General features: G+C 72.7%; 12 protein-coding genes. 6 read left to right on the plus strand and 6 right to left on the minus strand.

The annotated features are described in order from the left end of the window. Window positions 1-92: 92 nt before the first annotated feature. From DEJ48_RS09765 to DEJ48_RS09775, 3 genes are all read right to left on the minus strand, one after another. The gene (locus DEJ48_RS09765; protein WP_223831984.1) at window positions 93-854 is read right to left on the minus strand and encodes an NUDIX hydrolase; all 762 of its coding nucleotides are present in this window, start codon (window positions 852-854) and stop codon (window positions 93-95) included. 140 nt (window positions 855-994) lie between these two features. Then, window positions 995-3010 (minus strand): glycogen debranching N-terminal domain-containing protein, encoded by a 2016-nt coding sequence (locus DEJ48_RS09770; protein ID WP_190538118.1) that lies wholly within the window; start codon window positions 3008-3010, stop codon window positions 995-997. A 205-nt stretch (window positions 3011-3215) separates the two neighbouring features. Continuing rightward, the gene (locus DEJ48_RS09775) at window positions 3216-4691 is read right to left on the minus strand and encodes a DUF4192 domain-containing protein (RefSeq protein WP_150215780.1); all 1476 of its coding nucleotides are present in this window, start codon (window positions 4689-4691) and stop codon (window positions 3216-3218) included. Between the two features lie 260 nt (window positions 4692-4951). Here DEJ48_RS09775 and DEJ48_RS09780 point away from each other — a divergent pair, with 260 nt between their 5' ends. The 4 genes from DEJ48_RS09780 (at window position 4952) to argB (ending at window position 8941) form a co-directional block, all read left to right on the plus strand. Continuing rightward, window positions 4952-5608 carry an isochorismatase family protein gene (locus tag DEJ48_RS09780; protein ID WP_190537308.1) on the plus strand — a complete coding sequence of 219 codons (657 nt, stop codon included), beginning with the start codon at window positions 4952-4954 and terminating at the stop codon, window positions 5606-5608. An 86-nt stretch (window positions 5609-5694) separates the two neighbouring features. Next, window positions 5695-6810 carry an N-acetyl-gamma-glutamyl-phosphate reductase gene (argC, locus tag DEJ48_RS09785; protein WP_150215781.1) on the plus strand — a complete coding sequence of 372 codons (1116 nt, stop codon included), beginning with the start codon at window positions 5695-5697 and terminating at the stop codon, window positions 6808-6810. Beyond that, entirely contained in the window at window positions 6807-8000 is a 1194-nt protein-coding gene (gene argJ / locus DEJ48_RS09790) for a bifunctional glutamate N-acetyltransferase/amino-acid acetyltransferase ArgJ (protein ID WP_150215782.1), read from the plus strand. Before argC ends, argJ begins: the two co-directional genes overlap by 4 nt. 80 nt (window positions 8001-8080) lie before the next feature. After that, the gene (argB, locus tag DEJ48_RS09795) at window positions 8081-8941 is read left to right on the plus strand and encodes an acetylglutamate kinase (protein WP_150221089.1); all 861 of its coding nucleotides are present in this window, start codon (window positions 8081-8083) and stop codon (window positions 8939-8941) included. 139 nt (window positions 8942-9080) lie between these two features. On the opposite strand, the gene DEJ48_RS09800 is transcribed toward argB, so the two are convergent. Then, window positions 9081-9626: a GNAT family N-acetyltransferase gene (locus DEJ48_RS09800; protein ID WP_411757440.1), complete on the minus strand. Its 546-nt coding sequence runs from the start codon at window positions 9624-9626 to the stop codon at window positions 9081-9083. A gap of 266 nt (window positions 9627-9892) precedes the next feature. Here DEJ48_RS09800 and helR point away from each other — a divergent pair, with 266 nt between their 5' ends. Beyond that, on the plus strand, window positions 9893-12169 hold the full coding sequence (gene helR / locus DEJ48_RS09805) for an RNA polymerase recycling motor ATPase HelR (protein ID WP_150221091.1): 2277 nt from the start codon (window positions 9893-9895) through the stop codon (window positions 12167-12169). Between the two features lie 16 nt (window positions 12170-12185). On the opposite strand, the gene DEJ48_RS09810 is transcribed toward helR, so the two are convergent. Next, window positions 12186-13754, minus strand: a complete 1569-nt coding sequence (locus DEJ48_RS09810; protein ID WP_150215783.1) for an amidohydrolase — start codon at window positions 13752-13754, stop codon at window positions 12186-12188. 34 nt (window positions 13755-13788) lie between these two features. Then, window positions 13789-14001, minus strand: coding sequence for an MbtH family protein (locus DEJ48_RS09815; RefSeq protein ID WP_150215784.1), 213 nt, complete (start codon window positions 13999-14001; stop codon window positions 13789-13791). A 92-nt stretch (window positions 14002-14093) separates the two neighbouring features. Here DEJ48_RS09815 and DEJ48_RS09820 point away from each other — a divergent pair, with 92 nt between their 5' ends. Further along, window positions 14094-15206: an alpha/beta hydrolase-fold protein gene (locus DEJ48_RS09820; RefSeq protein ID WP_150215785.1), complete on the plus strand. Its 1113-nt coding sequence runs from the start codon at window positions 14094-14096 to the stop codon at window positions 15204-15206. Window positions 15207-15211: the final 5 nt, after the last annotated feature.

The raw sequence follows: 15211 nt of genomic DNA on the forward strand, positions 1-15211 counted from the left end.
TTTTCGGTCAGGGCATGGGCCACTGGTGTCCAGTGGCCTGTGCCCGGAGCCGCAGGATGAGCAGGATCAGCAGGTGACGACGAGTGAGGGCGTCAGACTTCGGGACGCAGCATCGGCGGGTTGAGGAGCGTCGCGCCGCCCGCGCGGAAGAGCTGGGCGGGACGTCCGCCCTGGCGGGTGGTGGTCCCGCCGGTGGGTACGAGGAAGCCCGGGGTGCCGGTGACCTTGCGGTGGAAGTTGCGTGGGTCGAGGACGACGCCCCACACGGCTTCGTACACGCGTCTCAGCTCGCCGACGGTGAACTCCGGCGGGCAGAAGGCCGTGGCCAGCGACGAGTACTCGATCTTGGAGCGGGCGCGCTCCACGCCGTCCGCGAGGATCTGGGCGTGATCGAAGGCGAGGGGCGCGGCCTGTTCGTCCTCGCGGCCGTAGCCACCCTGGTTGAGCAGGGCCTCCACCGGGGCCCAGCGGGCGCTGTTCGCGTCGCCGCCGGGGCGCGGCGCGGGCAGGTCAGGAGCGAGCGCGAGGTGGGCGACGCTGACCACGCGCATGCGCGGATCACGCTTCGGGTCGCCGTAGGTGCCGAGCTGTTCGAGGTGCGCTCCATTGGCCTGCGCCGGGGCGTCGGGCGCGTGCGCGCACAGGCCCGTCTCCTCGCTCAGTTCGCGCGCGGCCGCCGACGACAGGTCCTCATCGGCGCGTACGAACCCGCCCGGTAGCGCCCAACGCCCTTGGAACGGCTGCTCACCGCGCCGCACGGCCAGCGCGCAGAGCGAGTGCCGGCGCACGGTCAGCACGACCAGGTCGACGGTGACAGCGAAGGGCGGGAAGGCCGACGGGTCGTAGGGCGACATGCCGCGATCATAGTCGTCTGCTTGACGATAAACACCTCCTTCGCCCATTGCTGTCCTGTTGCCTCCCATCGCCTCACCACCCGGATCGCCGGGTGCGCGAGTCCGGTCGTCGGTGTGCCGTCTCTGTACGTGGGACAAGGTCATACCCCCAACTGCAGCCCGTCGGCCGCCTCCTCGACCATGGCGAGGCCGAGCCGGCTCACCCGTACGGAGAACGGTGCTCCCGCGACGCTCAGCCCGCCGAGCACCAGCTCTCCCAGCGGAGCGCTGCGGACCGGAGCGAGCTTCACCGTGCCCGCGGGTGCGTCGGGGCGGATTCCGGCGAGCGCGGTGAGGACGTGCACCCCGGCGGCCGCGGCGGTGGCGGCCGGGCGGCAGGCCGCCGGGTGCGGCAGCGGAGCCGCTCCTTCCGTGCGCTGCTCTCCCGCATACATCTCCGGCAGCCGGTGGCCGAAGCACTCGGCCGCGGACAACAGGCCGCGCAGGAGCGAGCTTGCCTCCTTCTCGTACCCCGCAGCGGCCAGGCCCGTGACGGCCACCGCCGTCTCGTGCACGCGGACCGCTCCGCCCCTGTGCCCGAACGGGTTGTACGCGATCTCCTTCGCGCCCAGGCTGCGCAGCCCCCAGCCGGAGTCCATGACGGGCCCGCCGAAGAGCCGGGCGAGCTGCTCGGTCCTGACCTTGTCGAGCAGTCCGGGGGCGAGCGCGCCCGCGCCGAGCAGACCGGTGTCCAGGAGGTGGGCCGCTCCTCCGACGAGGTGCGGCACGAGCCTGCCGTCGGCCAGGCGGGCGGCGGCCGGCCTGCCGCCCGTCCGGTCGTCCGCCCAGAACTGTTCCTGGAAGGCGGACCGCAACCGGGCCGCCCACTGGCGCAGCCCCAGGGAGTCCGCGCGGCCGTGCGCGTCGAGCAGGTCGGCGCCCAGCAGCGCCGCTCGATGCGCGTGCGCCTGGACCTCACCGCGGGCGATCCCCGCCGGGTGGACGTCGGACAGGAAGACGCCGTCGCCGACCGTGGTGTGCAGCCACCGCAGGCACCGCTCCGCCGCGGGCAGCAGTTCCTCGACCTCCTGCGCGGGGAGCCCCCACCGGCGGGCTTCCGCGAGGACCACCGGGAAGAGCAGGGTCGCCTCGGTGCCGGTGCAGCCGGGCGGCAGGTGCGGGCCGGCGTCCCGCAACGGCCCCGGGATCAGACCGGCCCGGGGCCCCGGGCCCTCGACCTGGCGACGGGCGAGTGTGCGCAGCGTCCCGGCGGCGATGCGGGTGCCGAGCGGCAGTGCCATGCGGGCTGCGGCCAACGCCTCGGCCGGGGCGAGACCGCAGCGCCATGGCGCGCCCGCGGCCGGATACATGTCGGACGGATGCTCGGGGTCCCGGAGCAGCAGCGCCTGCAGATCCTCGACGCACCGGGCCAGGAGCGGCTGGGCCCTCGGGTCGTCGCCGGTCGCCCGCGCCCCGGCGGCCGAACGCACCGCACCGCGTCCCACCGCGCGGACCAACCCCGCACCGTCGGGCCGCACCCGGAGCTCCACGCTTCGAGAGGTGCCCGGAGGCAGGTCCATCTCCCAGCGCAGCAGCCCGGCGGAGGCGAGGGCGTCGGCGGGCGCCGGGTCAGCCGTGACAACGCAGTGGGCCACGGCGGAGGACCACCGCATGCCGGAGTCGTGCACACTGGCGGGCAGTTCGGGCCCTGCCCGGCCCGAGGCGACCGCGCCCACCTCCGCGAGGTCCGTGCCGAGCGCGACCTCGAGTGGCAGCCGCAGGGGCCGCCCCGATGCGCTGTGCAAGGTGATCCGTTCCGTGCCGTCGGCGTGCCGGATCCGCTCGATGACGACCTCCGGGTCGGGGCCGCCGTCCGTCGAGAGCCGGAGCGTCGCGACGAACCGGGCGCTGTCCGCCGAGAGCATGCGCGCCTGCACGGCGACCGGATCGCGCCCCGCCACCCGCACGTGGCAGCGGGACAGGGTCCGGCGCCCCGCGCGGTAGAACCCCTCCAGGCCCCGGCCGGTCAACTGCCCCTGGTCCGTCGAGATGGCGAGTGCCGGCAGGGCGACGCAGATCAGCGCGGTGTGCGCGGGCGGGAGTTCGCGGACACGGTGCGGCTCCGGCGCCGCGGCCGATGTGGGGGTGAGTGACGGACGCGAAGGCCGGGACGACATGGATCGTCCGACAGAAGACGGGGCGGGAAGAGACATGGGCAGCTTCTTTTGCGTTGTCTGCGGTGCCTGCACGGTGTCTGCGGTGTCGGTGAATCGGCGGTGTGACACGGCTGGGGTACCGCCACTCAGGTGAACGGGCGGACCCCGGGCCAAGTCACGCCTTCCGGGGCGAAGCCGACCATGTGGCCCAGAGTTCGTGCGGCGGTTACGGGCCTTCTTTCGCGACGCGGCGGGCGGTCTGGCGGCGGTTCTGCGGGCCCCTGGCCGGGCCGCCGGGCGCCCGGGAGGCTTCACTCGCGGTGCGCGACGGACGGCGACGGCGACGCCGACGCGGGGGTGCGGCGTCGTCGCGGACCGTGGCGCCGTCTTGAAGAGCAGCGGCGTCGTGGACGGTGGCGCCGTCACGGGCCTCGCGCTTCCGTCGTAGGCAGCGGCGGATCGTCTCCGGGTCCATGTCGTCGTTGCAGGCCTGGTTGAGGAGCAGAGCGAAGGCGTATCGGGAGTCGGCCCCCAGGGCCATGTCCAGCGCCTCCTGGCCCTCCGCGAGGTCGCCGAGCGACCAGGCGACCCAGCCGGCGAGTGCCAGTGGGGCGGCCGCATACTCGGCATACGCCCCGACGCAACGGCGCGACAGGGCCCTCCAGAGCCGCAGCGCGGACGGCCCCTCGGTCCCCTCCATCCACTCCGCCGCGCGGTCGCGGGTCGTGCGGACCTGGAGGCCGCAGATGAGCGCGGCCGCCTCGTCGTGCGCGATCAGTTCGTCGTCCCTGTTGTCGGCCGCGAGGGTGTCGCCGGGGGCCGGAGGTGCCGCTTCGAGGCGCGCCATGATCCGGCGCGCCAGATCGAGCGTGTCCGAGGCGACGCCCTGCCCCTCGTCACACGCCTTGCCCGGGTCCTTGCCCGGGACGCCGACCGGTTTCTCGTCCCGGGCCGCGTCGCCTTCCGCCACCGCCTCCGCCTCCGCTTCCGCGTCGCGCAACATCCTCGGCAGGAGTGCGACGCTCGCCGCGTCGAGCGCTCGCTCCTGGTCCGTCGCCGCGGCGGTCTCCCACGGGGTGAGCCGTCCCCTGATCTCGCTCTGCGTGGCGTCCGCCCGCACGCCCATGTACGTCGCGGCGGCGGCCAGGACCGAAGTGCCCGGCCTGAGCAGGGGGACGCCTTCCGGCGGGCAGCACCCGGTGTCCGGACAGCAATAGGTCCAGAAGCGGCTCTGCGCGATGCACACGACTTCGAGGACCGGCACGTCCAGGCGGCCGCAAGCCGTGCGCAGCTCCTGGGCCAGCGGGCGCAACCGCTCCACGACCTGCTGCCCCGTCTCCGCGCCGACGGGATCCTGGCAGAGGAACGCGACGATGCCGTCGGGCCGCTCCCCCCTCCGCTCGGAGCCGCCCACCAGGCACTGGGCCAGCTGCTCCGCGACGCACGGCCAGTCCTCCGCACGCTCGGGGACACCGAGCCGCACGCGGCCGCCGAACCGGCCCCGATCGCCGTGCAGGGCGATGAGCACGATGCTCTCCTCGGGCCTGAACCCGAGCAAGTACGGCAACGCGTCCGCCAGTTCCGCCGGTGTGCGCAGCGTGACCACCGGCTCTCCGAACGGGTCCGCGGGTCGGGCGATGCCGTCGGCGTGGACGGAACTGTCGGGTTCGTACTGACCCGTTGCTTCGCTGTGATTCGTCATGCGCCGACTTTCCCGCGAAGCGCCGGATTCCGGTTTGCCCTGTGGATAACCCCGGTCAGGAGCACGCCAACACTTATCCACAGCTTCGCGTGCTCGTCCCGCTCAACTCCCCGTTCGTGTACACAATTGCGCCACACACAGCCGCTCCGCCGCTCGGTCCCTTCACCTCGAACCAGAGATAAATTAGGTTAGGCTAAGCTAACGTCACTTCGCAGTTCGGACCCAGCGGTGCGCGCGTCATCAGGGGAGGGAAAACACGCATGGGCCTACCCGCCATCGGCTCCTACCCGATGCCGGACCGCACCGCCCTCCCCCGGTCCCACGTCTCCTGGCGAATCGACCCGGTGCGTGCCGCGCTGCTGATCCATGACATGCAGAACCACTTCGTCGGCGTGTTCCCCACGGGCCGCTCTCCTGTGGTGGAACTCGTCGACAACATAGCGACGCTCCGAGAGCTGGCGTCGACGCTGGACATGCCCGTCATCTTCAGCGCGGAGCCGGCCGGTCAGGCGCCGGGGCAGCGCGGACTCGTCGCCGACATGTGGGGGCCCGGGATCGGGGACGAGCCGGGCGCCGCCGCGATCGTCTCGCCCCTCACGCCCCGCCCCGGCGAACACCTGCTGTCGAACGTGCGCCACAACGCCTTCCTGCGCAGCCATCTCGGCAGGCTGCTGCGGTCGAAGGGCCGTGATCAGCTGATCGTCTGCGGGGTGTACGCGCACCTCGGGGTCCTCCTGACCGCGGCGGACGCCTTCATGAACGACATCCAGCCGTTCGTCGTCGCCGACGCGGTCGCCGACCTCTCCGCCGAGGAACACACGCTGGCCCTCCGCTGGGCCGCACGCAGCGGGATGGTCTGCACGACAGACGGTCTGCTGCGCGGCCTTCTCCTGCACAGGGAGCCGAAGAACGCGTGATCCGGCCATCACCACATCCCCGAGAACCACATCCCCGAGAACCAGACCCCCCACGGGAAGCACACCCCCCACGAGAGACGGAGACCATGACAGTACGGGCCGCGGTGGCCGGAGCCAGTGGCTACGCCGGCGGGGAGATCCTCCGCCTGCTGGTCTCGCATCCGGAGGTCGAGATCGGCGCGGTGACCGCGCACAGCAGCGCGGGGCGGCGACTCGGCGACGTACAACCGCACCTTGCCGCCGTCGCGGACCGGGTCCTCGTGGAGACGTCGGCCGAGTCGCTGCGGGGACATGACGTGGTGTTCCTCGCGCTGCCGCACGGCCAGTCCGCCGCACTGGCACAGCAGTTGGAACCGGGCACCCTCGTCGTGGACTGCGGGGCCGACTTCCGGCTGCGCGAGGCGGAGGACTGGCAGCGGTTCTACGGCTCCCCGCACGCCGGTACGTGGCCCTACGGGCTGCCCGAACTGCCCGGCGCCCGGGACGAGCTGAAGGGGACCGACCGGGTCGCCGTGCCGGGCTGCTACCCGACAGCGGTGACCCTCGCCCTGTACCCGGCCTTCCAGGCGGGCCTGGTGGAACCGGAGGCCGTCGTCGTCGCGGCCAGCGGCACGTCGGGGGCCGGGCGAGTGGCCAAGCCGCATCTCGTCGGTTCCGAGGTGATGGGCTCGATGACGCCCTACGGAGTCGGTGGCGGCCACCGGCACACGCCCGAACTGACGCAGAACCTGTCACGCGTCGCGGGCGAGCGCGTGACAGTGTCCTTCACACCGACCCTGGCACCGATGCCGCGCGGCATCCTCGCCACTTGCTCGGCACGCCTGCGTCCGGAACGAGCGGCCGACACCAACACCGGCACCAGCACAGGCGCCAGAACCGGCGCTGGCACCGACCCACACACCACACCGGACGACATGAGCGCCCTCGAGCAGGCGGTGCGTTCCGCGTACGAGAACGCCTACGCCGACGAGCCCTTCGTACGTCTGCTGCCGCCCGGCACCTGGCCCTCCACCGCCGCCGTCCTCGGGTCCAACACCGCGCAGGTGCAGGTGACCGTCGACCCGGTCGCACGTCGGCTCGTCTGCGTCAGCGCGATCGACAACCTGACCAAGGGCACCGCGGGTGGTGCGGTGCAGAGCATGAACATCGCCCTCGGCCTCCCCGAAGGGGCGGGTCTGCCCATGAACGGAGTGGCTCCGTGAGCGTGACCGCTGCCCGGGGATTCACCGCGAGCGGGGTCTCCGCCGGGATCAAGGACTCCGGGGCACCGGACCTGGCCCTGGTGGTGAACCGGGGCCCGTCGTACGCGGCGGCCGCGGTGTTCACCTCCAACCGGGTGCAGGCCGCGCCCGTGCGCTGGTCTCGGCGTGTGATCGGCGACGGCGCGCTGGCCGCCGTCGTCCTCAACTCCGGTGGCGCCAACGCCTGTACGGGCCCTGCGGGTGAGGACGACGCCCGCGCGATGGCCGAGCGCACGGCTCGGGCCCTGCGCGTCGAGGCCGAGCAGGTCGCGGTGTGCTCCACGGGACTCATCGGCGTCCCGCTGCCCATGGACCGGGTGACGGCAGGCATCGACGCCGCCGCCGCGGAGCTGTCGGAGGACGGCGGCGAGGCCGCGGCGATCGCGATCAAGACGACCGACTCGGTGCACAAGACGGCGGTCGCGTCCGGCTCCGGTCCCGCCTCCGGCCCCCGCTCCGGTTCTGGCCCCGGCCCCGGCTGGACCGTGGGCGGCATGGCGAAGGGCGCGGGCATGCTGGCCCCCGGTCTCGCGACGATGCTGGTGGTCCTCACCACGGACGCCGACGTCAGTGCCCCGACGCTCGACTCCGCGCTCCGGCAGGCGGTGCGCACCACCTTCGACCGAGTGGACTCGGACGGCTGCATGTCCACCAACGACACCGTCCTGCTGCTCGCCTCGGGCGCCTCGGGGGTGCGCCCGGACCCGGCCGAGTTCGCGGAGGCCGTGCACGGCGTCTGCCTCGACCTGGCGCTCCGGCTCGTCGCGGACGCGGAGGGCGCGTCGAAGGAGATCAAGGTACGGGTGGTCGGCGCGGCGTCGGAGCAGGACGCCGTCACGGTGGGCCGGTCGATCGCACGGAACAACCTCCTCAAGTGCGCCCTGCACGGCGAGGATCCGAACTGGGGCCGGGTGTTGTCGGCGATCGGCACGACCTCCGCGGTCTTCGACCCGGACCGCCTGGACGTGTCGATCAACGGCGTCCAGGTGTGCAGGGACGGTGCGGCCGGTGAGCCGCGGGACAAGGTGGACCTCTCGGGGCGCGCGGTGACGGTCACCGTCGACCTGCGCTCCGGGGACGCGTCGGCGACGATCTGGACGAATGATCTGACCGCTGCGTACGTCCACGAGAACAGCGCGTACAGCTCGTGAACGGAGTAGGGGCACACATGCGAACGGCCGTCAGGGAGCAGGAGTCCGAGGACGGGGAGGCTCTTCTCCGCGCGGAAGGCATGCAAGGCAGCGTCGTCGTCGTGAAGTTCGGCGGGCACGCCATGGTGGACGCGGATCTGCAGCGGGCGTTCGCCCGGGACGTCGTGGAGCTGTGGCAGGCCGGACTGCGCCCCGTCGTCGTCCACGGAGGCGGACCCCAGATCAACGCGATGCTCGACCGCCTCGGCCTGGAGACCCGGTTCGCGGCGGGCCTGCGGGTGACCACTCCGGAGACGATGGAGGTGGTCCGCATGGTGCTGACCGGCCGGGTCCAGCGGGAGCTGGTCGGCCACATCAACGCCCACGGTCCCTTCGCCGTCGGCATGACGGGCGAGGACGCGCACACGATGACGGCCGTGCGGCGGGCCGCCTGGGTGGACGACCGGCCGGTGGACATAGGCCTCGTCGGGGACATCGTGAAGGTGAACCCCGGGACCGTGCGCGCGCTCCTGGAGCAGGGCCACATCCCGGTCGTCTCCCCCGTGGCACGCGGCGAGGACGGGCAGGTCTACAACGTCAACGCCGACCTCGCCGCGTCGGCGCTGGCCGTGGCCCTCGACGCCGAACGCCTGGTGATGCTCACGGACGTCGAGGGTCTGTACGCGGACTGGCCGCGCAGCACCGAGGTGATCGAGCGTCTGACGGCCGACGCGCTGGACGAGCTGCTGCCCGGGCTCGCGAGCGGGATGCTGCCGAAGATGGAGGGCTGCCTGCGGGCCGTCCGCGGTGGCGTGCGCAAGGCTCACGTGCTCGACGGCCGGGTGCGGCACGCGGTGCTGAGCGGCGTACTCGGCGAGACGAGTCCCGGCACGACCGTGGTGCCCGACGAGGAGGCCGCGACCCCTCACGAGGGCGCCGAACACGACGAGTGCACCGTCTGACCGGCGCCCACGAAGTGAGACCGGCACCCACGAAAACTCCCGCCCCGGGACGTGATCCGGGGCGGGAGCAGCGGCGATGCGGGAGCAACGTCGGGGCGGGAGCGGCGTCAGTGACGCGGAATCGCCGTGGCGTCGGACCTCACAGACTCCGCGCGAGTATCTGCGCGTTGCGCCGCGGATCGAGGGAGTCGGCCCACGCCCGCGGCGCCGTCCGAACGGCCGCGGGCGCGAACCCGTACCGGAGGAACAGGCCCGCCCCGCCCGTCGTCGCCGTGAAGAGGGCCCCGAGCGACTCGGCGCGCGCGACGGCCAGTACGGCGCGCATGAGACCGGCGCCCACTCCGCGGCCCTGCCGGTGCTCGGCCACGCAGAAGTTGTAGAGAACGCCCGCCGGTCCGCGGCCCTCCGCCGGGTCGGCCGGGTGCACACGCAGGCCGACGCAGCCTTCGAGGGGACCGCCGGGTACGGCCATGACGAGGAAATCGGCGGCCTGGTCGGAGTAGAGGGAGGCCGGCCTCTCGCGCAGCGCCCCCGAGCGTACGAAGGGCTGGGACAGGGCGACGAGTTCGGCGGCGTCCGACTCACGGGCCCGGCGCACGACGGGCACCCTGGCCGGCGCTCCTGCGGTGAGTTCGTGCGCGGGGAGTTCGCGCAGCGGGGCGGGGCGCGGCGTAGCCGTGATCAAGGCTGTACCTTCCTCGGTTCCACGATGGTTCCACGATCGACCTTGCGAGGTAAGGCTAGCCTTACCTAACTATCGAGTCCAGTTGGCGCGGAGTGGCCACGGAGGAAGGAACCGAAAGAGGGGCCGGAGTGACGGCGAGCCGGACAGTCGGTCCGGACACGACACCGGACACGACAAAGGCAAGAGGGGAATCCCACCTCTTGCCACTCTCAAGTTATAGCCCACAGGGGGGCTTGCGGCAAGGCCCCCTCCGTCCCGCAAAATCACTGGCCTACCCCGTTCCGCGGACATCGGAGACCCCCCTGACCAGCAGCGCGTTCAACCTGCCCGCCAACCTCTCGCCCAAGGCCGACCCGGCGCTGATCGCCGGCGACGAGCGGCACTTCGCGGCGATCGCGGAGTGCCTCGACCAGACCGTCGCGGAGCTCTCCGACCGTCTCGAGACCCTGCGCAAGGCTCCCGGCGGCATCGGCCGGGAGGCCATGGACCGCGACTCGGAGATCCACCGGGTCAGCAGTCGGCTGCGCGCCCTGCGCCGTTTCGGTCTCGACCTCTGCCTGGGACGCGTCGTCGTCTCGGACGACACCGACACCGTCACGGGCACCGACGGCGAACCGCTGTACATCGGACGTCTCGGACTCACCGACAGCGAGGGCCGCCGCCTGCTCGTCGACTGGCGTTCGCCCGCCGCCGAGCCGTTCTTCGCGGCGACCCACGCCAACCCGATGGGGCTGGCGAGCCGCCGCAGATACCGCTGGACGGGCGGCCGGATCAGCGACTACTGGGACGAGGTCTTCACCGCCGACGGCCTCGAACACCACGCCGCGCTCGACGACCAGTCCGCCTTCATCGCCAGTCTGGGCGGCAACCGTTCGGCCCGGATGCGCGATGTGCTCGGCACCATCCAGTCCGACCAGGACGCGATCATCCGCGCGGGCTCCCGGGGGGCCCTCGTCGTCGACGGCGGCCCCGGCACGGGCAAGACCGTCGTCGCCCTGCACCGTTCCGCGTACCTGCTCTACTCCGACCCGAGGCTCGGCCACGACCGCCGCGGCGGCGGGGTGCTCTTCGTCGGCCCGCACGAGCCCTACCTGGGTTACGTCGCCGACGTCCTGCCCAGCCTCGGCGAGGAGGGCGTGCAGACCTGCACCCTGCGCGACCTGGTCGCCGAGGGCGCCGCGGCCGGCCCCGAGAGCGACCCGGACGTGGCCCGGCTGAAGTCGACCGCCGACATGGTGAAGGCGATCGAGAAGGCCGTCAGGTTCTACGAGGAGCCGCCCACGGACGCGTACACGGCCTCGACGCCCTGGGCCGACGTACGGGTGAGCGCCGACGACTGGGCCGAGGCGTTCCGGGCGCCAGGTCCCGGCACGCCGCACAACGAGGCGCGGGAGCTCATCTGGGAGGAGCTGGCCACGATCCTCATGGACAAGCTCGGCCTGGGCGAGGACATGGACGAGAACGAGGCCGGCGTCTCGTCCGAGCTGTTCCTGCGCTCGCTGCGCCAGGACAGGGAGCTGGTCACGACCCTCAACCGCGCATGGCCGCTGATCGAAGCCGCGGACCTCGTGTCCGACCTGTGGACGGTCCCCGCGTACCTGCGGATGTGCGCGCCCTGGCTCGACCGGGACGAGATCGCGACGTTGCAGCGCAAGGAAGCCCCACAGGCCTGGACGGTGTCCGACCTGCCCCTGCTGGACGCCGCGCGGCAGCGGCTCGGCGACCCGGAGGCGGCGCGGCGCAAGCGGCGCCACGACGCGGCCGTCGCCGCCGAACGGGAGCGCATGTCCGGCGTCATCGACGAGATCCTCTCGGCCGCCGACTTCTCCTCGGCCGGTGACGAGAGCGAGGGCGCGGTGCGGATGCTGCGCGGCAAGGACCTCCAGGACACGCTGATCGACGAGAGCGCGCTGCCCACGGAGGACCCGGACCGGCTCGCGGGCCCCTTCGTGCACGTCGTCGTGGACGAGGCGCAGGAGCTGACCGACGCGGAGTGGCAGATGCTGCTGCTGCGCTGCCCGTCGCGGAGTTTCACCATCGTCGGCGACCGTGCCCAGGCAAGGCACGGCTTCACCGAGTCGTGGGTGGAGCGGCTGGAGCGGGCCGGCATCGACCGGGTCACGATGGCCGCGCTGAGCATCAACTACCGCACGCCGGAGGAGGTCATGACGGAGGCCGAGCCGGTCATCCGTGCCGAGATCCCCGACGCCAACGTCCCGACGTCCATCCGCGGCAGCGGCATTCCCGTCACCCACGGGTCGGTCGCCGAACTGGACTCGGTCCTCGGCACCTGGCTCGACGAGCACGCCGACGGCGTCGCCTGCGTCATCGGCGACCGGGTCTTCCACGAGAAGTTCCAGGAGCGGTGCGAGGCGCCGTCACGCGTACGGTCGCTGACTCCCGAGCTGTCGAAGGGGCTCGAGTTCGACCTGGTCGTCCTCGTCGACCCGGAGACGTTCGGCGAGGGCGTCGAAGGCGCGGTCGACCGCTATGTGGCGATGACCCGCGCGACGCAGCGACTCGTGATCCTCACGAGCCGTTGACGCTCCGCCACCTCGCTCACGACCCCGTCTCGCGCCCCTCCACGTACGTCGCCACCACCTCGATGTCGCCGATACGTGACGTGTCGACACGTCGAGGGTCGTCCCCGAGCACCACCAGGTCGGCGTACTTGCCCGGGGTGAGGCTGCCCAAAGTGTCCTCCCAGTGGCAGGCTCGGGCGCTGGCCACCGTGTAGGCGTGCAGGGCCTGGTCGACGGTGATGCCCTCGTCCGGGCCGATCGCCCGCCCCGACGCGGACGCGCGCTCGACCATGAACTGGACGGCCCGCAGCGGGGCGCCGTCCGTGACGGGGCGGTCGGAGCTGCCGACCAGCGGGATGCCGTGGTCGAGGAACGCGCGGCCGCGGTAGAGCCAGGGCGCCCGCTCCTCGCCCATGATGTCCGCGTAGTCGTCGCCGAAGCTGTGCAGGAAGGTGGGCTGGACGACCGCGCTGACGCCGAGCCGCGCGAACCGCGGCAGCTGGTCCGGGCGGATCAGGCCCGCGTGTTCGACGCGGTGCCGGGCGGTGGGCCGCGGCCGCAGGCGCTGGGCCCGTTCCAGGGCGTCCAGGGCGAGGTCGGCCGCGCGGTCGCCGATGGCGTGGACGGCGAGCTGCCAGCCCGCCAGATGCCCGTCGACGATCAGATCGGTCAGTGCGTCCGGGTCGTCCTGCAACTGGCCCGCGTGGCCGAGTCCTTCGTACGGCCTGCTGAGCGCGGCGGTCCGCGCCATCATGCCGCCGTCGGTGTACACCTTCAGCGCGCCCACGGAGAGCCAGTCGTCGCCGAAGCCGGTGCGCAGGCCCAGGTCGAGGGCCCTGGGAAAGCCGTCGTCCTGGTGCGCGGCGACCGGTCGGAGCCGTTCCGCGGCCACCATGAGCTGCACGCGCAGCGGCAGCAGCCCCTCCTCGCGGGCGAGTTGGTAAGCGCCGAGCTCGACCGGGCTGTGACCGAAGAGGGTGCCGCCGATGCCCGCCTCGGCGCAGGCGGTGACGCCTTCGGCCAGACAGGTCCTGGCGGCCCGCCCGATCGCCTCGGCCAGTTCGCGCTGGGAGTACGGCAGGCGCAGCGCGCGGGCCGCGCCCATCGCGCCCTCGGCGAGGAAGCCGTTCTCGTGCGGGGTGCCCGGCGGGAGCAGGTCGAGGACGGCGGAGTTGACGACACAGCCGTGTCCGGATTCGTGCAGGACGTAGACCTTGTGGCCGTGGCTGACCGTGTCCAGTTCGGCGGCGGTCAGATGGCGGCCAAGGGCCCGCTGGTCGTATCCGGCGATGCTCAGCCAGGAGCCGGGCGAGCGTTCACGGGCCGCGGCCGCCGCCACGACGGCGAGCACGTCGTCGATCCTGGTGCGGCCCGCGATGCTCAAGGTGTCCTGCTTGAGCCCGGTCCAGGCCAGGTGCACGTGGGCGTCGACGAAGCCGGGCAGCACGGTGGCCCCCTGCAGGTCGATCACCTCACGTGCGGGCCGGGACGTCACGGCGGCGTCCAGGCCCGCGATCCGGCCCCGCCAGATGCCCAGGTCGTGGGCGACGGGGTGGTCCGGATCCATGGTGAGGAAGCGCGCGTTCGTCAGCCTCTTGCAGAGCATCACGGGTGCCTCTCCACTCGTCGCAGAGGTGCGGTCAGCCCTCCACCGACGTGACGAGGGAACGCGGCCGCAGGTCCGTCCAGTTGGTCTCGATGTACTCCAGGCAGGCGTCCCGCGAGTCCTCGCCGAAAGCGGTCGTCCACCCGCCGGGCACCTCGGCGAAGGACGGCCAGAGCGAGTGCTGCCCCTCGTCGTTCACCAGGACCAGGAAGCGGCCGTCGGGGTCGTCGAAGGGGTTGGTGCTCATGTGTCAGTGCCTCCGTCAGGATGATTAGGTTAGGCTCCCCTAAATTAATGCGAGCTTAGCCTTACTTCCTTCCCTCTCACAAGGAGACGTTGATGCGCCCCGCGGCCGACACCGGGAACGCCTTCGCCGAGTACGAACTGTCCGGCGAACCCGGCACCGAAGCCTTCTGGTCGGCTGCCCGGAGCCCGGTCGCCGTACCTGCCGACGACGGCGGTTGGCGGACCCTGTTCCTCTGGCGCGGGCACGGGCCGTCCCCCCGTATCGCCTTCGAGAGCTGGTCGGACCCCGTGCCGCTGACCCGGTGGGCCGACACGGACTGCTGGTACGCCGAAGTGCGCATGCCCGCGCGGCTGCGTGTCACCTACCAGATCCTCGTGGGAGAGGACGGCGAGGCGTACGCCGACCCGCTCAACTCGCACGGCGCCGGCGGCGACCGCTCCATCGCCGCGACCCCCGACGCCCCCGCCCAGCCCCACTGGCCGGCCGTCGCGGCCGACGACGCCCTCCCCCTGCCCGCCACCCGGATCCGCTGGGCCAGTCAGCGGCTCGGCGGGCGGCGCACCGTACGGGTCCACGCGGTGGGCGGCGGCGGGCCGTTGGTGCTGCTGCTCGACGGGGACGACTGGCTCTACCTGCACCCGGCCATGACCGCCTTCGAGTCGGCCGTCGCCGCCGGTGAGATGGAGCCGGTCACCCTCGTCTTCCTGCCGTCCAAGGACAGGCTGGGCGAGTTCGGGTGCGACCCCGCGCTGTGGGAGGCGGTACGGGACGAACTGCTGCCTCTGGTGGCCGGGTGCGGCGTGCCCGCGGACCCGGGGCGCCTGGTGGTCGCCGGGCAGAGCCTCGGCGGGCTCAGCGCCATGTACGCGGCGCTGGACTTCCCCGACCTGGTCTCCCGGGTGGCCTGTCAGTCGCCGTCGTTCTGGTGGACGCCCGACGCCATGGCGTCCGAGGACCCGCTGGGCGGCCCGGTCGGCGGCACCATCGCCGCGCGGCTGCGGCAGGAGCGCCCCGACCTGTCCGGGCTGCGCATCGCGTTCGACCTCGGCGAGCACGAGCCGCGGATGCTCCCGCACTGCGAGCTGACCGAGACGCTGGTCGAGGAGGCCGGTGCGACCGTGCGGGTCTCGCGGGCGCCCGCCGGCCACGACCGGGCGGGCTGGCGGCACCCGCTGCTCAGGGACGTCGCCTGGGCCCTCGCCTGACCCAC

The sequence above is a fragment of the Streptomyces venezuelae genome (assembly GCF_008642315.1).
Taxonomy (GTDB): domain Bacteria; phylum Actinomycetota; class Actinomycetes; order Streptomycetales; family Streptomycetaceae; genus Streptomyces; species Streptomyces venezuelae_D.